Source organism: Chitinophaga eiseniae (genome assembly GCF_012641265.1).
Classification (GTDB): domain Bacteria; phylum Bacteroidota; class Bacteroidia; order Chitinophagales; family Chitinophagaceae; genus Chitinophaga; species Chitinophaga eiseniae_A.
In genome coordinates this window covers 576444-595113 of sequence record NZ_JABAHZ010000004.1, presented here as the reverse complement: position 1 = coordinate 595113, position 18670 = coordinate 576444, and the positions used below count along the sequence as shown (strand labels likewise).

19 protein-coding genes are annotated in these 18670 nt (G+C 45.9%); 3 read left to right on the top strand and 16 right to left on the bottom strand.

The window, feature by feature from the left end; all coding sequences use genetic code 11:
• Positions 1-37: 37 nt before the first annotated feature.
• The 16 genes from HGH91_RS19405 to HGH91_RS19330 all read right to left on the bottom strand — a co-directional run bounded on the left by HGH91_RS19405 (position 38) and on the right by HGH91_RS19330 (position 15473).
• On the bottom strand, positions 38-1810 hold the full coding sequence (locus HGH91_RS19405) for a DEAD/DEAH box helicase (protein WP_168740440.1): 1773 nt from the start codon (positions 1808-1810) through the stop codon (positions 38-40).
• 203 nt (positions 1811-2013) lie between these two features.
• Entirely contained in the window at positions 2014-3324 is a 1311-nt protein-coding gene (gene rimO, locus HGH91_RS19400; RefSeq protein WP_168740439.1) for a 30S ribosomal protein S12 methylthiotransferase RimO, read from the bottom strand.
• A gap of 220 nt (positions 3325-3544) precedes the next feature.
• Positions 3545-4426: a cupin-like domain-containing protein gene (locus tag HGH91_RS19395; protein WP_168740438.1), complete on the bottom strand. Its 882-nt coding sequence runs from the start codon at positions 4424-4426 to the stop codon at positions 3545-3547.
• 208 nt (positions 4427-4634) lie between these two features.
• The gene (gene ftsY, locus HGH91_RS19390) at positions 4635-5597 is read right to left on the bottom strand and encodes a signal recognition particle-docking protein FtsY (protein ID WP_168740437.1); all 963 of its coding nucleotides are present in this window, start codon (positions 5595-5597) and stop codon (positions 4635-4637) included.
• Positions 5598-5832: 235 nt separating this feature from the next.
• Positions 5833-6006: a DUF4295 family protein gene (locus HGH91_RS19385; protein ID WP_145669504.1), complete on the bottom strand. Its 174-nt coding sequence runs from the start codon at positions 6004-6006 to the stop codon at positions 5833-5835.
• Between the two features lie 74 nt (positions 6007-6080).
• Complete coding sequence (gene rpmG / locus HGH91_RS19380) at positions 6081-6263, bottom strand: 50S ribosomal protein L33 (protein WP_079468086.1); 183 nt, start codon at positions 6261-6263, stop codon at positions 6081-6083.
• 30 nt (positions 6264-6293) lie between these two features.
• The gene (gene rpmB, locus HGH91_RS19375; protein WP_089759466.1) at positions 6294-6530 is read right to left on the bottom strand and encodes a 50S ribosomal protein L28; all 237 of its coding nucleotides are present in this window, start codon (positions 6528-6530) and stop codon (positions 6294-6296) included.
• 194 nt (positions 6531-6724) lie between these two features.
• Positions 6725-7312, bottom strand: a complete 588-nt coding sequence (locus HGH91_RS19370; RefSeq protein ID WP_168740436.1) for a carboxymuconolactone decarboxylase family protein — start codon at positions 7310-7312, stop codon at positions 6725-6727.
• An 89-nt stretch (positions 7313-7401) separates the two neighbouring features.
• Entirely contained in the window at positions 7402-7944 is a 543-nt protein-coding gene (locus tag HGH91_RS19365) for a peroxiredoxin (RefSeq protein ID WP_394349218.1), read from the bottom strand.
• Positions 7945-8385: 441 nt separating this feature from the next.
• Complete coding sequence (locus HGH91_RS19360) at positions 8386-9297, bottom strand: serine hydrolase (RefSeq protein ID WP_211092359.1); 912 nt, start codon at positions 9295-9297, stop codon at positions 8386-8388.
• Positions 9298-9341: 44 nt separating this feature from the next.
• Entirely contained in the window at positions 9342-10070 is a 729-nt protein-coding gene (bshB1, locus tag HGH91_RS19355; RefSeq protein ID WP_168740435.1) for a bacillithiol biosynthesis deacetylase BshB1, read from the bottom strand.
• A gap of 35 nt (positions 10071-10105) precedes the next feature.
• Positions 10106-10603: a hypothetical protein gene (locus HGH91_RS19350; protein WP_168740434.1), complete on the bottom strand. Its 498-nt coding sequence runs from the start codon at positions 10601-10603 to the stop codon at positions 10106-10108.
• 46 nt (positions 10604-10649) lie between these two features.
• Entirely contained in the window at positions 10650-11201 is a 552-nt protein-coding gene (locus HGH91_RS19345; RefSeq protein ID WP_247651783.1) for a DUF4294 domain-containing protein, read from the bottom strand.
• 153 nt (positions 11202-11354) lie between these two features.
• Entirely contained in the window at positions 11355-12356 is a 1002-nt protein-coding gene (locus HGH91_RS19340) for an alpha/beta hydrolase (RefSeq protein WP_168740433.1), read from the bottom strand.
• A 131-nt stretch (positions 12357-12487) separates the two neighbouring features.
• Positions 12488-14968, bottom strand: a complete 2481-nt coding sequence (gene ccsA, locus HGH91_RS19335) for a cytochrome c biogenesis protein CcsA (protein WP_168740432.1) — start codon at positions 14966-14968, stop codon at positions 12488-12490.
• 106 nt (positions 14969-15074) lie between these two features.
• Positions 15075-15473 carry a cytochrome c maturation protein CcmE gene (locus HGH91_RS19330; RefSeq protein ID WP_168740431.1) on the bottom strand — a complete coding sequence of 133 codons (399 nt, stop codon included), beginning with the start codon at positions 15471-15473 and terminating at the stop codon, positions 15075-15077.
• A 233-nt stretch (positions 15474-15706) separates the two neighbouring features.
• Here HGH91_RS19330 and HGH91_RS19325 point away from each other — a divergent pair, with 233 nt between their 5' ends.
• The 3 genes from HGH91_RS19325 to HGH91_RS19315 are packed head-to-tail and all read left to right on the top strand — an operon-like array spanning position 15707 to position 18666.
• A complete protein-coding gene (locus tag HGH91_RS19325; RefSeq protein WP_168740430.1) occupies positions 15707-16750 on the top strand; it encodes an agmatinase family protein in 1044 nt (347 codons plus the stop codon).
• A 16-nt stretch (positions 16751-16766) separates the two neighbouring features.
• Entirely contained in the window at positions 16767-17354 is a 588-nt protein-coding gene (locus HGH91_RS19320) for a hypothetical protein (RefSeq protein ID WP_168740429.1), read from the top strand.
• A 16-nt stretch (positions 17355-17370) separates the two neighbouring features.
• Complete coding sequence (locus tag HGH91_RS19315; protein WP_168740428.1) at positions 17371-18666, top strand: radical SAM protein; 1296 nt, start codon at positions 17371-17373, stop codon at positions 18664-18666.
• Positions 18667-18670: the final 4 nt, after the last annotated feature.

The following is an 18670-nucleotide window of genomic DNA, read 5'->3' as shown; positions in this document are numbered from 1 at the left end:
GACACCTTTTCTTTTTATCGCTATTCCGGTAACGGAATTAGTATTTCTTTTTGTACGGAGGTTTGTTACCGCTGCCGAATGATTCGCGCTTATCACCGCGGCTACCGCCCGGGCGACCGCCTTCGGAACTCCAGCTTCTCTTGCGGTTGCCATCGAAGCTGCGTGGACCACGATCACCACCGCTACGAGGGCGTCTGTCGCCATCCTGCGACATTTCAATCCTCACGCTACGGCCATTGTATTCCACTTTCTTGAAAGCTTCTGTTACCTTCGCCAGTTCGTCGTTCTCTACCTCAAAGAAAGAATATACGCCCTTCAGGTCGATACGGCCAATCTTGTTGCCACGTAAACCAGTGTTATCACACAGGTAACGGAGCATATCGCCACGGTTGAAATCATCTACTGAACCCAGGTTGATGAACAAGCGGGTAAATTTACCGTCGCTTCTGCGTGGTCCCTTGTCATCACCCACACGGCGATCATCTTTCGCATTCAGATCCGGTGCATCCTGGTAGTAATCCAGGAACTGGTTGAATTCCAGGGAAGCGAAACGCTTGATCAGATCTTCCTTACTCATGGTTGCAAACTCTTCGTTGATACGCTCCATGTATGGCTCGATCTGCTCATCGTTTACAACTACGTTATGTACTTTATGTACCAGGCCAAACAGTTGTTTTTCACATACTGCAAAACCATCCGGAACTTCCGCTTTCACAAATTTCTTCTGGATCACGCGTTCAATCTGGCGAATTTTGCCAGTATCGCGAGCGCTGATGATAGCGATAGAGATACCGGATTTACCCGCTCTACCGGTACGACCACTTCTGTGGGTGTAGTTTTCTACGTCATCCGGTAAGTCGTAGTTGATTACGTGCGTTACGTTATCTACGTCGATACCACGGGCTGCCACGTCGGTAGCCACCAGTACCTGTAAGGCTCTTTCACGGAAACGCTTCATTACCTTATCGCGCTGTTGCTGGGTCAGGTCACCGTGGAGGGCATCGGCGTTGTAACCATCTTTAATCAGCGATTCAGCGATTTCCTGGGATTCAATCTTCGTACGGGTAAAGATGATACCAAAAATCTCAGGGTTGAAATCCACGATACGTTTGAGTGCCGCATATTTATCGCGCGGACGCACTACATAGTATTCGTGTTCTATATTAACGTTACCGCTGTTTTTGCTACCTACAGTCAGTTCAAATGGATCTTCCATGTATTTCTTGGCGATCCGGCGAACTTCCTGCGGCATAGTAGCCGAAAACAGCCAGGTAGTTTTACCTTCCGGTGTGTTGGATAAAATGTTGTTGATATCTTCCTGGAAGCCCATGTTCAGCATTTCATCCGCTTCATCCAGTACAGCGTAACGCACATTTTCAAAGTTGATGGCGCCACGGTCGATGATATCCAGCAAACGGCCCGGAGTTGCCACTACAATGTGTACGCCTCTTTTCAGTTCGCGCAGCTGTTGCACGATACTGGAACCGCCATATACCGCTACGATGCTTACTTCGCCGAGGTATTTGCTAAAGTTTTTCAGATCATTGGTGATCTGGAGACAAAGTTCACGGGTAGGACATAAGATCAGTCCCTGTGGTTTATTAATCTTCAGATCCAGCTGTTGCAGCAAAGGCAGACCAAAAGCTGCCGTTTTACCAGTGCCCGTCTGGGCAAGACCTACGAAATCGCGGTCACCTCCTAACAATACGGGTATTGCCTGTTCCTGGATGGGGGTTGGGGAAACAAAACCCAGGTCTGTAATTCCCCTTAAGATGGACTCTTGTAAGCCCAGTGATTCAAATGTTGTCATTGATTTGCATTAATCAAGCTCCGTCGGGAGCTGTGGATATGGCTTTTAGCTATTTGCTATCAGCCGTTAGAAATATTATTTCAGCTATCAGGTGTTTACTATTAGCTGTGCAGCCGCCGGTATTTACGGCTTGTGCTTGAATCGTGTTGCCTCGTTTATAAAAATAATGTGGCCGGAACGAATCGCCGCCGGATTCCTACCCGTTAGCTCAGCAGCTCGCCTTCCAGGTCGTAGTCGAATGCCTTGGTAATCCTGACTTCCACGAAATCGCCTGATTTCAGGCGTTTAGTGGTGTCAATGATCACTTCATTGTCTACTTCCACGGAGTCGAATTCTGTACGAGCCAGGTATCTACCCGCTTCTTTCTTATCTACAATTACCCTGAATGTTTTCCCTACTTTCTCCTGGTTTTTCTCGAGAGAGATTTCCTGCTGTACTTCCATGATTTCCTGCGCTCTTCTCTCCTTTTCTTCTGCCGGGATATTATCCTCCAGTTCATAAGCGCTGGTACCTTCTTCGTGGCTGTAAGTAAATACACCCACCCGGTCGAAGCGCATTCTTTCCAGGAAGCCTTTCAGTTCTTCCACGTCATCCTCCGTTTCACCGGGGAAGCCGGCTATCAGGGTAGTACGTAAACAGATACCCGGTACTTTGGCCCGGATATTATGTACCAACTCTTCAATTTCTTCACGGGTAATCTGACGTTTCATGGCTTTCAACATGGCATTGGAAGCATGTTGCAGCGGCATATCAATGTACTTGCAGATATTGGGGAACTCGTTCATCACATCCAGTATCTCCATAGGAAATTTGGTGGGATATGCATAGTGGAGTCGAATCCACTCCAGCCCTTTTACTCCTGCCAACGCCCGCATCAGGTCTCCCAGGCGACGTTGCTTATACAGATCCAGACCATAATAGGTCAGCTCCTGTGCAATCAGCATGATTTCTTTTACACCTGATTTTACCAGCTTTTCGGCTTCCTTTACCAGCTCCTCAATCGGTTTGGATACATGGCTACCACGCATCAGCGGGATCGCACAAAAAGAACAGGTACGGTTACAACCTTCGGCTATTTTCAGGTAAGCATAGTGAGAAGGAGTACTTAAAAGTCTTTCTCCTACCAGCTCTGCTTTATAATCTGCGTCAAATTTTTTGAGGATCAATGGCAGTTCCATGGTGCCAAACCAGGCATCCACCCCTGCAATCTCTGATTCCAGGTCGCCCCGGTAACGCTCACTCAAACATCCGGTAACGTATACTTTATCCAGTTTACCACGCTGCTTCAGTTCTACCTGTTCCAGGATGGTGTTAATCGATTCTTCCTTGGCCTTGTCAATAAATCCGCAGGTGTTCACTACCACAATATTGTGGTCGCGTTTGGCACTCTCATGCACCACGTCGATATCATTAGCCGCCAACTGTCCGCTGAGTACCTCTGAATCCACCATGTTCTTGGAACAACCAAGCGTAATAATATTAACCTTGTCTTTCTTTAAAGTTTTTGTCTTCAAGCGCGAATGTTTTTAACAAGCGGTCAAGCATTCATTGAGCCGCTACCGCCACGAAGACACACAGACACTGATTGAATTTAACAGCAGACTTACTGTATGTGACTTGAGTCTTAGTGGGGGTTGAATAAGGAAGGTGCAAAGGTAGCAAAAAGAATTGATAATTAGAAATTTATACTAACTATCTGTTAATTAGCAACTTAGCCATTCCCGAACATATTTGTCAATGTAACTCCTGCAAGGCTTTTTCGGCACGCTGCCGGGCCATTTCTCTCTTTTTATGATACCACCATTTAGGCGCCATCTTAATCATCAGGTTATTCATACCCCGTAAGCCCACGATATGGTATAACCCGTTGAGCTTACCCAGCAGGCTGGGATCCAGGGCGCGCAAACTCATGGCAAAACCGCCATCCAGGTATTCCATATGATGCCAGTAGCCAGCAGGCATAAACATTGTATCGCCATGATTTAATATACTGGTATAGCCCCGCGCATGCTTTAAAGCAGGAAACTGTTCTGTATCCAGGTGTTCATTCCAGTTTACAAAACTGGCAGCGCTTTCCACGGTAAATGGCATGCGGTAAATAAAGGGAGATTGATTGTTTTCTAATAATAATACCCGTTTACGGCCTATAAACTGGGTATGAAAGATATGTGACAGGTCAATATCATAATGCATATGCGCTATTGAACCTGCTCCTCCCACGAATAACATGGGGTATTTTTTCAGGAATCCTGATGCCAGCTCATCCGGCCAGGTAAAATCTTCCACCAGTTGAGGTGCATGCTGGAAGATATTAAACAGAAAAATGCGGAGGGCAACCGGCCCTTTCTCCACCATACTCAGATACTCACCAAAGGTGATGTAGTCATCCGCCCCGTTTACCAGGGTATTCTCATTTGCCCGTTCATTGTTGTAAACTCCTACTGTCTTGTCTCCCACTATCGATTTGAAATAATCCCATGTCCACTTTGAGTATGCCGGCCAGTTTTGACTAAGTCCCGTTCCGGCAATAATAACAGGTTTACGTGGAGTGTAGTAATGCTTCTTGAAATCCGCTGGTGTAATTCCTTCAACTCGATCTATGTTTTGTACTATCATACTTACGAATTGGTTAAAAAGGGTACAAAAAGGGAACAATATCAAATGTAATAAATGCAGAACTATTTTAAAGAAACAAAGAACGTGCTGGAAAGTTATAAAAATGTCCGGACTCCCTCATTTGGAGCCCGAACTTCGTTTTACTTAAAGTGAAATATTAAATAAGATGTATTTTAATTGATAAACAATCGTTGTAACTTACAGGTAATCAGCTATTTATGCTAAACAGCGAATCTACGAAAGACTCTTTATTAAACACCTGCAAATCTTCCATTTTTTCGCCTATACCGATGTATTTTACCGGTATTTTAAACTGGTTGGCAATTGCCAGCACCACCCCACCCTTGGCAGTACCATCGAGTTTGGTAATGGCCAGGGCCGTTACTTCTGTGGTAGCTGTAAATTGCTTGGCTTGCTCCAGGGCATTCTGACCAGTAGAGCCGTCCAGCACCAGCAACACTTCATGTGGTGCATCCGGAATAACCTTTTTCATTACCCGCTTGATCTTGCCCAGCTCATCCATCAGGTGCAGTTTGTTGTGCAAACGCCCGGCGGTATCTATAATAATAACGTCAACGTCTTTAGCGGCCCCGCTTTGCACTGTATCGAAAGCAACTGCTCCCGGATCGGACCCCATTTGTTGCTTTACAATAGGTACGCCGGCCCTTTCACTCCAGATCGTTAACTGATCCACTGCAGCAGCACGGAAGGTATCCGCCGCTCCCAGCATCACAGATTTGCCAGCTTTCTTAAAATTATAGGCCAGTTTACCAATGGTAGTGGTTTTACCAACACCATTTACGCCGACTACCATGATCACATAAGGCTTTTTACCGGCCGGTATGTCAAAATCGCGGAAGCCACTATCCGGCGCTTCTACCAGGAGTGCTGCAATTTCTTCCTGCAGCATCCTGTTCAACTCACTGGTTCCCAGATATTTATCTTTTGCCACACGGGCCTCAATCCGATCAATGATTTTTACAGTGGTATCCACTCCTACATCAGCAGAAATAAGGGCATCTTCCAGGTTATCCAATACTTCGGTATCTACGGTCGACTTCCCTGCAATAGCGCGTCCTATCTTACTCAGGAAGCTCTCTTTGGTTTTCTGTAATCCCTGATCCAGATTCTCCTTCTTTTCCCTGGAAAATAGTTTATTGAAAAAGCTCATAGTTAGTTTAGTGGGTATGGGTGCCCCTTTTTGAGTGATCCGGCTGCCTTACTGCAGCACCTGTTGTAATAAGTTGCTAAAATACGTCTTTTGTGTTAACAATCGCGAAGCGGATTTTACCCGCAGATGGTTCATTACATGAATTATTCTCCCGGTATAACTCCCCAAAGGGTATTAACACAAAAAGCTGTCCGTTTAACGGGACAGCTTTTCAGTATTATTTAGTAAAGCCGAATTACTTTTGGTTTATGTGCTCGAGGACTTTGTCCTTGTGCACGATAGCATCCTTAAAGGTATAAGCACCAGTTTTAGGAGAGCGAACGGCTCTGATAACCTTGGTCCAAACCTTTGATTCAGCTGCTGCTTTAGCATCTTTTACTTTCGCGTTCTTTGAAGCTACTTTTGCCATAGTATACTATTGTTTTTATGGTCTAATGGCTAATTGGCAGTATGCAAATACAGCCATTCACCATCAACAATTACTTATTTAATTTCTTTGTGTACAGTCACCTTTCTCAGGATCGGGTTGTACTTCTTCAACTCCAGACGCTCAGGAGTATTTTTCTTATTCTTGTTAGAGATATAACGGGAAGTTCCAGGCTGACCAGAAGCTTTGTGCTCTGTACATTCCAGAATTACCTGTACTCTATTACCTTTTTTTGCCATTGTGTATTACAAATTAAGTGAGTCTTAGAATTAGATTTCCTGACCAGCTGCACGCAATTCCTTCACAACCGCATACAGACCTCTCTTGTTGATGGTTCTTAAACCGTCAGCAGATACTTTTAATGAAATCCATTTGTCCTCTTCTGCCAGGAAAAAACGTTTCTTTTGCAGGTTAGGAAGAAACCTTCTGTTTGTCTTGATGTTGGAGAAGGAAACATGGTGACCCGTAATCGGCTTCTTTCCTGTCACCTGACATACTCTTGCCATGATCTAAAAATTTAGGAATGCAAAAGTCCATATTTTTTACGGATTTTGCAAATATTATTAAATGAATTTATTCACATACGCATAAAAAACGGCCTTAACACCGGTTTTACTTAATAAGTGAACACAATGCAAAAGATTGATAATCATTAGATTATCGGACGAATTTTCATCTGTCCTTTTGCCTGATATTTTTTTTACAATAGTACAATAAGACTCCGTAACACTGCCCCTAATCTTACCGCTTCCAACACCCGTTGTTGTTCAGTGCCATGTTTCACTACGGCTTCTTCGTGGGAGGTAACACACATTTCACAGCCATTGAGGGCAGACACCACCAGGCTGAGCAGCTCAAAAAACTCTTTCCCCAATACCGGGTTAGCCATAATACTCATGCGGATGCCTGCAGGTGTAGCGGTATAATATTCCTTATTCACAAAATGCCTGAAACGATAATATACGTTATTGGCAGCCATGAGGGAAGTACAACTCAATACTTCGGCAGTTTCTTTTTCAGTAGCGCCTTCCTGTACCGCCAGCTTTTCGAAGGCTGTCTGCAAATCGGCGTGGCGCTCATTAACAGCTACCGCCAACCCGATCAGGTAAGCTTCTTTTTTGCTTAATGTCCCTGCCGCAATAGCATTGGTCACATTAATCTTCAGATCCTTCAGGTAACGTGCATCCACATTAGCCAGCGACTGCAGTTTTCCGGAAAGATGCGCCCCCGTCAAACCTACCGTTTCCAGCAATTGTACCGCTGTATCCTGATTTGTAGTTGCAAACATAATATATAGATTTTCTAAAAGAGGATATTTTATGCCGCCGGGTAAACGCCGGCATAAAATATCCTCCTATAAAATAAGTAATGAATTAATTAAACGCTCAGGGTAGCTTCTCCCTTAGTCCAGTTACAAGGGCACAGCTCATCTGTTTGCAGTGCATCCAGTACACGCAGTACTTCTTTTACGCTACGGCCTACAGACAGGTCGTACAGGGAAACCCAACGTACAATACCCTGTGGATCTACGATATAAGTGGCACGGTAAGCTACTTTTTCATTGGCTTCCAGGATACCCAGTTCAGTGGCGAGAGATTTGGAAGTATCTGCCAGCATAGGGAATTGTAAACCACGGAGGTCTTCATGGTCTCTTCTCCAGGCAGCATGTACAAACTCACTGTCAGTAGATGCTCCGATCAATACTGCATCACGATCCGCAAAATCCTGTGCATGTTTGTTAAACTCAGCTATTTCGGTAGGGCAAACAAACGTAAAGTCTTTAGGCCACCAAAACATCACCATCCATTTACCAGAGTTTTTCAGCTCCTCAGAAGACAGTTCATAAAACTCTTTACCTTTTTCGATGGAAACAACAGCCGTTTTTTTGAATTCGGGAAACTCTGACCCTACGGATAAGATAACATTTTTCATAATTACGATTCTCTTTTTGATTTACAGACTAATGATTTTTCTTCTTTGACGCCGCAAAGATCACATTACATTCATTATTAATCAAATAGATTTTAGAAATACGACATTGAGTTTCTCTATATATATGCTTTTCCGCTGCTGCTGCACGCAAAGGCGGGGACATGCCCGATATACACAAAAAAAATAGTACGGAGTTAACATTTTAATGCTATTTCTGTAACCTTTTGGCACGTTATTTAGTTATATAGGAGGACTTTATTATTAATTATTTATAGCATGGAAATGAAGAAAAAATACATTTTACTGGTGGTTATAACGATTGGACTTGCTTTGATTCCGTTTATTAAAAACAGTATCATTAAACACGATGAATTTGACGCTACCCGAGATCTGTTCATTTAGTGTTTAGCGGGTCCCATTGACCGTTACTTAATACTGCCCCATGGCGGGGTCGGGTTTCCACGCGCTGGCCGGTTCATAGTATTGCCAGATCGCAAATCCCACCTTCCGCAATAATTGCCATGCCTCATTATCATGGTTCCATCCCTGATCCTCGTTGTTTTTGGTAATCACACAATATACATAGTCGCCGTGAGGCGCATTCACCATTATCACTTCCGAACGTGATTCATCCACCGCGCCATTTTTTGACGCGGTGCGAACGTTTGGGGGTACCTGCAGTATCCCCTGGGCATCCCAGTAATTGCGGGTAAGATTACGATACATCCGCTCACTGGCTGTTTTATTAATTACCTGTCCCCTATAGATCATTTCCATCAACCGGGCCATTTCGCGCGGACTTGTCTGTCCCCAGCCATATTCTTCCCGGTTCGCCTCCCGCCCCCTGGTGCGGGAATTCACCCGCAAATGCTCAAAGCCTTGCCCGGCCAACCATTGATTAATCACCGCTCCCCCACCAGCCAGCGATTGCAGCCACAAGCTGGCGGTATTATCGCTCATGGTTAGCATCAGCATCACCACTTTATCCAGTGCTATCTGTTCGCTGTCGCGGAAGGAACCTAATATGTCCTCCCCTTTATACAATAAAGAGTCCCGGTAGATGAGGTTTTGGTGATATTGCAGCTCGCCCGCGGCCAGCTTATTGAAAATGCCAACCTGGATTGTCATTTTGATCATACTGGCGGTAGGAAACACCGTATCGGCATTAATCGCCACGGCGCGGTCCTTTCCCAGGTGGTGTACATAAATGCCTGCCACGCCATGAAAGGACTGCAACATGGGCTGTAAGATAGCAGTAAGGCGTTCATCATTCTTTTGAGCGCCCGCGGAAAAGCTGACGAAAATAAGGCACAGCAGGATGGGTAACTTCATTGGATTCATACTACCAATATAATAAAAGAACCTGCTGTTTCCTGTATTTATGATCAGGTAGTTTTATTAATCAGGTCGGCAAAACTCTTTACGCCGATCATTTTAGCGGAAGTATAGCCTTCGGCATATTCCACGCCCACCATTTTACCCAGCATCTTTGCCCGGTAAATAACGCTGTCGAAGAAACCGGCACCGGAAATATAGGTCTGCGGCTCATGGTCTTTCGGCGCCAGGAACTGTGAGCTGAAGCTGCGGATGGCATCCAGTTTCCTTTCCATAACCGGGGTAATATCTACTACGAAGTCAGGCTCATGGTAGCGGTCCTGCAGGAAATGAAATACCTGGGCGGGGCGCCAGGCTTCCTGCTCCTGTCCATCTATGGTAGTAATTACTTTTCTTAATCCGGCCAGGAAACAGCTGTCGGCAATCAGTTTGCCGGCCCTTCCATGGTCTGGGTGACGATCGTCCACAGCATTGGCCAGTACGATATCGGGGCGGTATTTGCGGATGGCCGTAATGATGGTCATTTGTTCCATGGTGTCATTTCTAAAGAAGCCATCGGCAAGCCCCAGGTTTTCCCGTACTTCCAGGCCCATAATCTTTGCGGCGTCCTGGGCTTCCTTTTCTCTCAGTTCAGGCGTACCGCGGGTACCCAGCTCTCCACGGGTAAGATCTACCACGCCTACTTTCATTCCCTGTTGTGCATGTATCATCAATGTGCCGGCACATCCCAGTTCTACATCATCGGGGTGCACGGCTATAGCCAGTATGTCCAGTTTCATATGCTGTAAATTGAGGTGCAAAGATGGGAAAATATTTAATCTTCTGTGCTGGTGATGATCACACCGGCCTTCTTATCCATGATGCGGTATTTATCCTGTAGCACCGCTTCGGAAATTACCTGGAGGGAACGGAATGTTTTCCGGTCGAGGGTCATAAATCCGGTTTCATTTACAGGCGTTACCGGGGTGCCGTTCACGATAAAATAAAAACTGCTGTCGTTGCCATATTTATGCAACAGGCTATCGTAGGCGGGAGATTGGCTGCTTAACAACACATTGACGCGTTGGCGGGCAAAGGGTTTGGTTTCAATATATACTACGCCATTGGCGGCCTGGCTGCCGTATTTCAGGATAGCTTTTGAGCCTTTGGCAATGGTAATAACCCCGATACGATCCGGGGATACCTGGCCGATAGCGGTTTGGGTAACCACCACGCTGTCCAGTACATATACCGGGTCATCGTCTGCTACAGACTGGGCCATGGCCCCCGTTGATATACACAATAAGCTGATAAGTAAGATCCTTGCTTTCATAATAGTCCCTTTTCTGATTCAGGCGAATATTACGAAGATAGCTGAATTAATTGTAGGCGCGGTAGTGCTGGTACATTTCCAGCTCCTGCACGATGATTTCTATATCGTGGTCTTCTTGTTTATCGTAGTCGCTTTTGAGGTTGCCACCAAAGAAAAAGGCCACCGTTTGCCATACGCGGGCATTAAATCCGCCTTTCAGTTCCTTGATAATGTCGTAGCAATTCTGCCCGGTTTCCCGGTCTATCAGTTTCATCAGCACTTTTCCCTGGTACACGGACAAGTTTTCCAGCTTATCGCCAAATTCGGCTTTCAGTTCTTTTTCCTTAGTGGCCAGGTAAGCTTTACGCTCTCTTTTGCTATTCATTGTAGCCAGGCGGCTGTTTACGTCTTTTAATACCCGGGCAGCTGAGCGGGCGTAGGGATAAGTTACATATACCGCATTACGCAGGCGGCTCCAGCGTTCCCGTTCTTTACGCAGTGCTTTCGGCATTTTTTCTACCACATCCACAATCGCGAGGGTGATAACGGGGATGGTGTCTTTTCCTACTACAATGGCGTGTAAGGGTATTACGTCCGCTCCATGCGCTTCCTGTGCCATCGTCCTTGTATAGCAAAGGGATAGGCCCATTAACAGGAAAGTGGAAACAAGAAATTGTTTAAGACGGAACCGCATAGATACCTAACGTTGCTTCTATATATAATGTTATCACAAGTTATAAAAGATTTCAGATTCGCGGCTAACTAAATAGTGTCACTGGATGGGTGTCAAATTAAGCTTATTTATAGCGAAATCACTGATAAGCTTTTCTACTCCAGGCACATCATGTGCCACCAGGGAGCATCCCATTACATGCCCGCCGGCATTGGGCACAGGGATGGCTTCTTTCAGGGAGGCAGGGGTACCCAATGCTTCTTCCATTTGCAGGATAGCGGATACTTTTACGGTAGGGTCCTGGTGTTCTTCATCTTTATAGTAATATAAGTTGAGCACCGGTTGATGGATATTTTCAAATGTTTCCTTCGTCATAGAGGATTCCAGGAGGCTTTCCAGCTGTACCACTGCTTCCAGGCGATAACTGTTGTACCAGTATTTAGCCACTTCCGGGTTGGTATCTTTTCCCCGCCTGAAATCGCCCTTGTTAACAAGCCGCGCCAGCTGTAGTCCCCAGGGATTATTGGCCAGGAACGCGAGGTTGTCATTGATCGCTATATTGGGCGACATATTGATCACGGCATATACATCTTTGGGATATGCAGCTGCCAGCTTGAGTGCCAGGGTGCCACCGGTAGAAGTGCCCACCAGGATAACTTTATCACCCAGCGCCTTTCCTATGCTCAATGCCTCCTCTGCATCTTTCCATAAGCCTTCTGCCGTCATGTGCAGCAAGGGATCGCTGGTATCGATGCCATGCCCGTCGAGCCGCGACAAGTATAGGTTACAGCCGAATTTTTGCGCAAAATTGCGATGCACAGGGTTTCCTTCCTCCTGGCTGGCCGAAAAGCCGTGCAGATATACTACCGCATAAGGTGTTTTGTGGAATCCTGAGTCCTGCCACACGATGCGGGCCTGGTTATCAGGTTTGAGGAGGTGCCGGGATTCTTTCGCGGCTATATAGCTGTCGAGCGCCGGGCCGGCCGCCGGAACGGGCGGTAAGGCACGACTATATACCGGATCTGCTGGTTTGGGACCCAACAGATATACCACCGACAACGTGGCAATAACGATGAGGGATATACGTAACCACCTGGGCATTACGAGGATTTTTAATAAGATTAAATGTAGATAAGATTTCTGATATGCCATACACAGCGCGAACATTTAATAAAGAAAAAATCCTCCAACGGACCAGCCGCTGGAGGATTCCTTTTATTAAATATCTCCGGTTATCTTCTTATTCTCTGGAAAATACTCATGGCAGTACCTATAATCGTAATGATTACGCCCAGCCACAGTACATTGATATAAGGGAATATCATGGCTTTCATTACAATGTAATCGTTGAAGCCAGTCGATTCTTTTACTTTCAGCTCAACCTTATTTTCCGCAGGCAAAATCTTAGAGAACCTTACGTTCAGCGACAATGGCGCCAGGGTGTCTTCCACACTGTACTGGTAGCTGCTGTCGCGGATAAAGTAAATAGGCTGTAACTTAAAGTGATCGTCTGTTTGCGTATATACTTCCAGTTCTGCTCCCACTGCTAAGTCTCCGTTTTGCGGAATATAGTTGCGGCTTTCCGGTTTGGTATTTAATCCCTTGAGCACCATGAACCCTTTGGAGAAGAAGATGGAATCGCCTTGTTTAATTTCGTGCGTCACGTATGCGGTAGTATCCGCTTTTGCTTCTTCTTCCTTATTGGGCGCAGCCGATACATAAGTAAAGATATCGCGGGTCAGATAGTGGCGGGACGCAGGATTGGAAGAAATAGCATTTTCCTTCCTGTTTACAAACGCATCCGGGTAAAGGGTAAATTTCTCCAGGATATTACCCGTTTGTTTATCCTTTTTCTCGTAGTGTACAATGTAATAAGTTTTCGGATCGCCTTGTGCGATGGAGTCGCCGGCATAGGTGACATGATAGTCCCCCATCTGAACCGGTACATCTTTCGGCAGCATGATATTTTCACGCGGATTCTGCTTGCTTTCCTTTCTAAAGAAACCATCATTCAGCATTCTCATCTTATCCAGGGAAATTACTTCCATCCTGGATGAAGAGATTAACACGCCCAGCAATACCATCCCAAAACCAATATGCGCCACAGAAGCGCCGGCGTTTTTGAGTTTGCCTTTCAGCCCGGAAAATATGTACACGAAATTGCCGGTGATCGCGTAAATGCTGGCAAAGAGCATCAGGTAAATGGCTGTCAGGAACCCTGCGCCATAGTTGTCGTAGGTGATGGTTCCTTTCCAGGCTACCAGGCCGGTGAGCAGCAATGCCAGAACAGTAGGCACGGCCAGCTTCTTGGTCAATTGTCCGCGCGGGGTGTCTTTGTATTTCATGAATTGCACAATGGCGGTCAATACGCCCAGTACAATGGCAATCCATACCTGGATCTTATTATAGTGGAAAATAACATCCGATGGTGGCGCGATGTCATTCATTTTAAACAATGTTTTCAACCCGGTAGCGCTGAGTAATTTATTCCAAACCGGGATAGAAGTGGTGAAGGTAATCTGGATACCTGCAATCAGCAGGATCAGGGAACCTACAAACAACCAGAACTCGCGGGAGTAGCTGCTTTCCTCTTTCCGCACAGTTGGAATTTCTTTCCTGCGCATAACCAGCAATGCAATAGAGGGTATGGTAAATACCAGCATGGCAAACAGCAGTTGGGCGGTCATTCCCATATCTGTAAAGGAGTGTACAGAGGTATCTCCCAAAACACCACTCTTGGTCAGGAAAGAAGAGTAGAGGATCAGGATATAGGAGATGAAGAAGAAGAATACGCTAGATTTCAGCGAGTGGCCGGTCGATTTATAAGCCAGCAGGGTATGCACACCCGCTACCATGGTAAGCCAGGGCACCAGCGAAGCATTTTCTACCGGGTCCCAGCCCCAGTAGCCGCCAAAGTTCAGTGATTCATATGCCCAGGCAGCCCCCATCATAATACCGGTACCCAGGAGCGCCACAGCAAAGAGTGCCCAGGGTTGTACTGGTTTTACCCAGCCGGTGTAGTCGCGGGTCCAGATGCCGGCAAAAGCAAAGGCAAACGGGATGATCATGGAAGCAAAGCCCAGGAACAGGATTGGCGGGTGTATCACCATCCAGTAGTTCTGGAGGGTTACATTCAGGCCATTACCATCATGGATATGTTCCATATAGTTAGGTGTCTGGAATATGGGCGCCTGTTGATTTTCAGCTGCCTGGCGCAGGAGCATGAACGGGTTGCTGCCCACTTTATACCCCAGGATGAAAATACCCAGTAGCATGCTGGCCATAATCAGCTGTGCCAGGGAAAAGGTGGTCATTACCGGGGCCTCCCATTTTTTGGAAGTACGGATCAGGATCACTCCCAGGATACTGTTCCAGATGCTCCAGAGGAGGAAGCTACCTTCCTGGTCGGACCAGAGGCTGGATAATAAATATTGAATAGGCAGGTCGCGGGAAGTATTGCGCCAGGCATATTTATATTCGAAATAGTGATTATACAGAATATGATACAGACAGGCAAAAACACCAATCACTGCGGCGGATTGTATAATAAAAGACCAGCGGGCCAGTCTTTTCCAGGACTCCTGTAAAGCGGGATCCTTTAATTTAACCACATTATAATAAGCCACGGTGGCTACCATGGATGCTACAAATGCCAGTATGGCAAAGAAGTGGCCTATCTGGCCTGGCAGTAAATGTTCCCCTACAAACTTCATAAAATTCCTCTGAGATGTGAATATTCCGGCATCTGAAAGCTTTCATGCGATACCGGCTCACTTCTGGAAGTAAGCTGATCGCCTGTAAAACCCTCAAACAATTAAATTACAGTTGTTTATTGCCTACGACAACCTGGTCGTCCTTATACTTGGAAGGACATTTCATCAGTATTTTGCTGCAATGGAATTCGTTGCCTTCCATTTTACCGGTGAGCACGATAGACTCTGCTTTTTCAAAGTCGGTAGGTTTAGCTCCGTAGAATACTACTTTATGTGATTCCCCGGTTTTATCGTGTACATAGAAGCTGAACAAGTTAGCATCTTTTGTTGGATCATAGCTCATGGCGTGGAGGGTGTCGAGCTTCCCGATAACATGGAACTCCTTCCCTTCCTTTTCCCTTGCGGTTGCGAAAGTTTCATAGGTACTGAAATCTCCCACCATTGTGACGATCACTCCAATTGCAATTGCAATTACCACCAGCAGAATAATATTTGTTTTTTTCATATGAAAATTATCTTCCCTATTTGACATAAGCGGCAAAACCCACTACCAGCACACGATTACACTTCCGTCCTGTTTGCTCTTCTCTAATTGTTTCCGATCGATCGGCAAAATTACGTCAAAATGACCTTCTTACGGCAAATTTTATATAAAAGGCAATTCTTTTTAGGAGAAGGAAGGCTGGAAGTAAACATAATCCTATCTTTGCGCCGAATTTAGAAAAGTACGATTTTATCATGGCAGATTTATCTCAATTTGACCCTAATTCAGTTGGCCTGCTGTCCAACAACGTTTTCGGCTTACCTTTTTCTGAAGAAGAAGCGCGCCTGGTATTATTACCAGTTCCCTGGGAAGTAACGGTTTCGTATAATAACGGTACTGCCCGTGGACCAGAACATATTTTCCGCGCCTCTTTCCAGGTAGACCTTTACGATGCGGATATAAAAGATGGCTGGAAACAGGGTTTTTACATGCGTGAACCAGATAAGCACCTTTTGCTGCGCAGCGATTACCTGCGTAAGGAAGCGGAGTTGTACCTGAAATTCCTGACTGAAGGGGGAGATATTTCCGAAAACGAATTCCTGAAGAAAACGCTGGTAGATGTGGGTAATGGTACCCGTGCGATGAACGAATGGGTATACAACCAAACCAAGGCTTTACTGGAAAAAGGTAAACTGGTTGGCCTCGTGGGCGGCGACCACAGCACGCCCCTGGGCTTTTTCAAAGCCATCGGCGAAAACAAGGGTGAATTCGGTATCCTGCAAATCGATGCGCATTGCGATCTGCGCGACGCTTATGAAGGCTTCCACTATTCACATGCTTCTATTATGTTTAACGCATTGGCCGAAGTACCGCAGCTCAGCAAACTGGTGCAGGTAGGTATCCGCGACTATTGCGAAGAAGAAGTAGATTATATCAATAACAGCGAAGGTCGGGTAGTGACCTTTTTTGATAAACAGATCAAAGAAAGACAATTCGAAGGCGAAACCTGGAAGTCCATCTGCGATAGCATTGTGGATGCCTTACCGCAACAGGTGTATATCAGCTTTGATATAGATGGACTGGATCCGAAATTATGCCCCAATACCGGAACACCGGTGGCTGGTGGTTTTGAAGCAGAACAGGTTTATTATCTTTTCAGACGTGTGCTGGAAAGCGGGCGTAAACTGATTGGCTTCGACCTGAATGAAGTGAGCGCTTCCCATGATGAGTGGGATGCCAATGTGGGTGCCCGGGTACTGTTTAAGCTCTGTAACCTGTTGATCAGTTCTAATTCTTAATCTTACATTTCTATTCATGCACCGCTTGCGCATCCTGCATCCGAATACCAGCAGCAGAATACGGTTATTACCGATTATGCATGGCCTTACCGGCATACTGTTTTTGTTTAATGCCATTGGCGTGTACCGTAGTCCGCAGCCCAACTGGTTCCTGGTATTCTTCTTCCTCGTAATAGGAATAGCCTGTATTGGCTTCCCTTTTATGATGAAGAAATTCAAAAAGTTTACAGAAGCCAATACGGTAGCAAGGATGATAGAAGCCTTTATCTGCTTCACCGGCAGCCTGTATTTCCTGTCGCACCTGTACCCGGTTACAGCGCTTTTATTATTTGCAGTAGGCTGTTGTATGGCCTATGTAGGTTGGATGGAGTACAAAATATTCCAGCCTTCCTATATAACGATGGACAATACCGGTATTACCCTGCCTACCCTCTTTTCTAAAAGGCTGGTTGGCTGGAACGAACTGAATAACGTAATTTTGCGGAACGACCTGCTGACAATGGACTATAAGAACAACAAGATTTTGCAACTGGAAGTACTGGATGAGCCAGGGCAGGAACAGAGAGCAGCATTAAATACCTTCTTTCAGAGCAGGGTTCAATAATTTATAAAATCACCCGATGTTAAAACAGACACCTTACATATTATATTCCGACGGTAAAGGAAATATTTTTGAAGATACCAGCATGTATGTTACCGGCCGTAGCGGCTGGGATGCATGGCCGGTAGAAGCGGATGAATGGATTGAATTACCGGAAGGAGGTAATCTGTATGAGTTGCCTGGCCGCCGCGGTATTGGCATCAATGCCGAAACCGGCGACATGCAGCTTTGTGAAAAGGGATGGGCTGTAGCCGCCTTTATTCCGCCGGCACATACCGGCTTTTACCTGGCTGCCTACGAAACCATGCCCGATGCGCCTACCCTGCCGCTGTTTTGCTATACCGCTGTGGGTTGGCTCGATGGTAAATTTTATGTCCCGGCAACCCGCATTGAAGCCGATATCCGCCAGGAATGCGCAGGATTTGATGCCAAAAAAGTAAAGCAAGGGGTAAAAACCTTACAGGAAGCATATCCGCATAACCGCCTGGTACAACACCTGGCCGAAAACTGTGCGCTGACTTATGAATGTCCTGCTGCCCGTAATTATTTTATGGGGAGATGGGAATGCCCGATTCCTTCTTCACCGGCATGTAACGCCAATTGCGTAGGTTGTATTTCCTTCCAGCCGGAAGAAGAAAGCATTGTATCCACGCAGGACCGGTTACGCTTTAAACCTACTGCCGAAGAAATCGTGGAATATACGGTTCCTCACCTGGAAACAGCCCCTTACCCCATCGTGAGCTTTGGCCAGGGTTGTGAAGGAGAGCCTTTACTGATGTGGGAAACCATTCGTGAGTCGATCATTGAAATACGCAAGCATACGCCTAAAGGCAGTATCAATATCAACACCAACGGAAGTAAACCAGATGCCGTAAGAGCCTTGTGTGAAGCAGGTTTGAACAGTATCCGTGTAAGTTTGAACTCTGCCCAGGAAAAATACTATACGCCGTACTATCGTCCTAATAATTATACTTTCGATGATATTGTAGAGAGCCTGAAGGTGGTACGTGAATTTGGCGGGTGGACTTCCATCAACTACTTTGTATTTCCGGGTATGACCGATAGCGCCGACGAATATGAAGCACTGCGTAAACTGATTAAGGAAACGGGGTTGAACATGATCCAATGGCGCAACTTCAATATTGATCCTGACTGGTACCTGGGTAAGCTGGGCGTTACTGAAACCGGCGAATGCTTGGGGGTAAAGCAGTTACAGGAACTGATACATGAAGAATTCCCGGACGTTAAATTCGGTTATTTTAACCCACCTATGGAACGTATTACCGGCGATTATATGAGCGATTTTGCCCACTAATTGA

What these genes read in the sequence shown, in the direction of transcription:
- HGH91_RS19405 (WP_168740440.1), bottom strand. Translation starts at nt 1,810, where the DNA reads ATGACAACATTTGAATCACTGGGCTTACAAGAGTCCATCTTAAGGGGA.
- HGH91_RS19395 (WP_168740438.1), bottom strand. Translation starts at nt 4,426, where the DNA reads ATGATAGTACAAAACATAGATCGAGTTGAAGGAATTACACCAGCGGAT.
- ftsY (WP_168740437.1), bottom strand. Translation starts at nt 5,597, where the DNA reads ATGAGCTTTTTCAATAAACTATTTTCCAGGGAAAAGAAGGAGAATCTG.
- HGH91_RS19385 (WP_145669504.1), bottom strand. Translation starts at nt 6,006, where the DNA reads ATGGCAAAAGTAGCTTCAAAGAACGCGAAAGTAAAAGATGCTAAAGCA.
- rpmG (WP_079468086.1), bottom strand. Translation starts at nt 6,263, where the DNA reads ATGGCAAAAAAAGGTAATAGAGTACAGGTAATTCTGGAATGTACAGAG.
- rpmB (WP_089759466.1), bottom strand. Translation starts at nt 6,530, where the DNA reads ATGGCAAGAGTATGTCAGGTGACAGGAAAGAAGCCGATTACGGGTCAC.
- HGH91_RS19370 (WP_168740436.1), bottom strand. Translation starts at nt 7,312, where the DNA reads ATGTTTGCAACTACAAATCAGGATACAGCGGTACAATTGCTGGAAACG.
- HGH91_RS19360 (WP_211092359.1), bottom strand. Translation starts at nt 9,297, where the DNA reads ATGAATCCAATGAAGTTACCCATCCTGCTGTGCCTTATTTTCGTCAGC.
- bshB1 (WP_168740435.1), bottom strand. Translation starts at nt 10,070, where the DNA reads ATGAAACTGGACATACTGGCTATAGCCGTGCACCCCGATGATGTAGAA.
- HGH91_RS19350 (WP_168740434.1), bottom strand. Translation starts at nt 10,603, where the DNA reads ATGAAAGCAAGGATCTTACTTATCAGCTTATTGTGTATATCAACGGGG.
- HGH91_RS19345 (WP_247651783.1), bottom strand. Translation starts at nt 11,201, where the DNA reads ATGGCACAGGAAGCGCATGGAGCGGACGTAATACCCTTACACGCCATT.
- HGH91_RS19340 (WP_168740433.1), bottom strand. Translation starts at nt 12,356, where the DNA reads ATGCCCAGGTGGTTACGTATATCCCTCATCGTTATTGCCACGTTGTCG.
- ccsA (WP_168740432.1), bottom strand. Translation starts at nt 14,968, where the DNA reads ATGAAGTTTGTAGGGGAACATTTACTGCCAGGCCAGATAGGCCACTTC.
- HGH91_RS19330 (WP_168740431.1), bottom strand. Translation starts at nt 15,473, where the DNA reads ATGAAAAAAACAAATATTATTCTGCTGGTGGTAATTGCAATTGCAATT.
- HGH91_RS19325 (WP_168740430.1), top strand. Translation starts at nt 15,707, where the DNA reads ATGGCAGATTTATCTCAATTTGACCCTAATTCAGTTGGCCTGCTGTCC.
- HGH91_RS19320 (WP_168740429.1), top strand. Translation starts at nt 16,767, where the DNA reads ATGCACCGCTTGCGCATCCTGCATCCGAATACCAGCAGCAGAATACGG.
- HGH91_RS19315 (WP_168740428.1), top strand. Translation starts at nt 17,371, where the DNA reads ATGTTAAAACAGACACCTTACATATTATATTCCGACGGTAAAGGAAAT.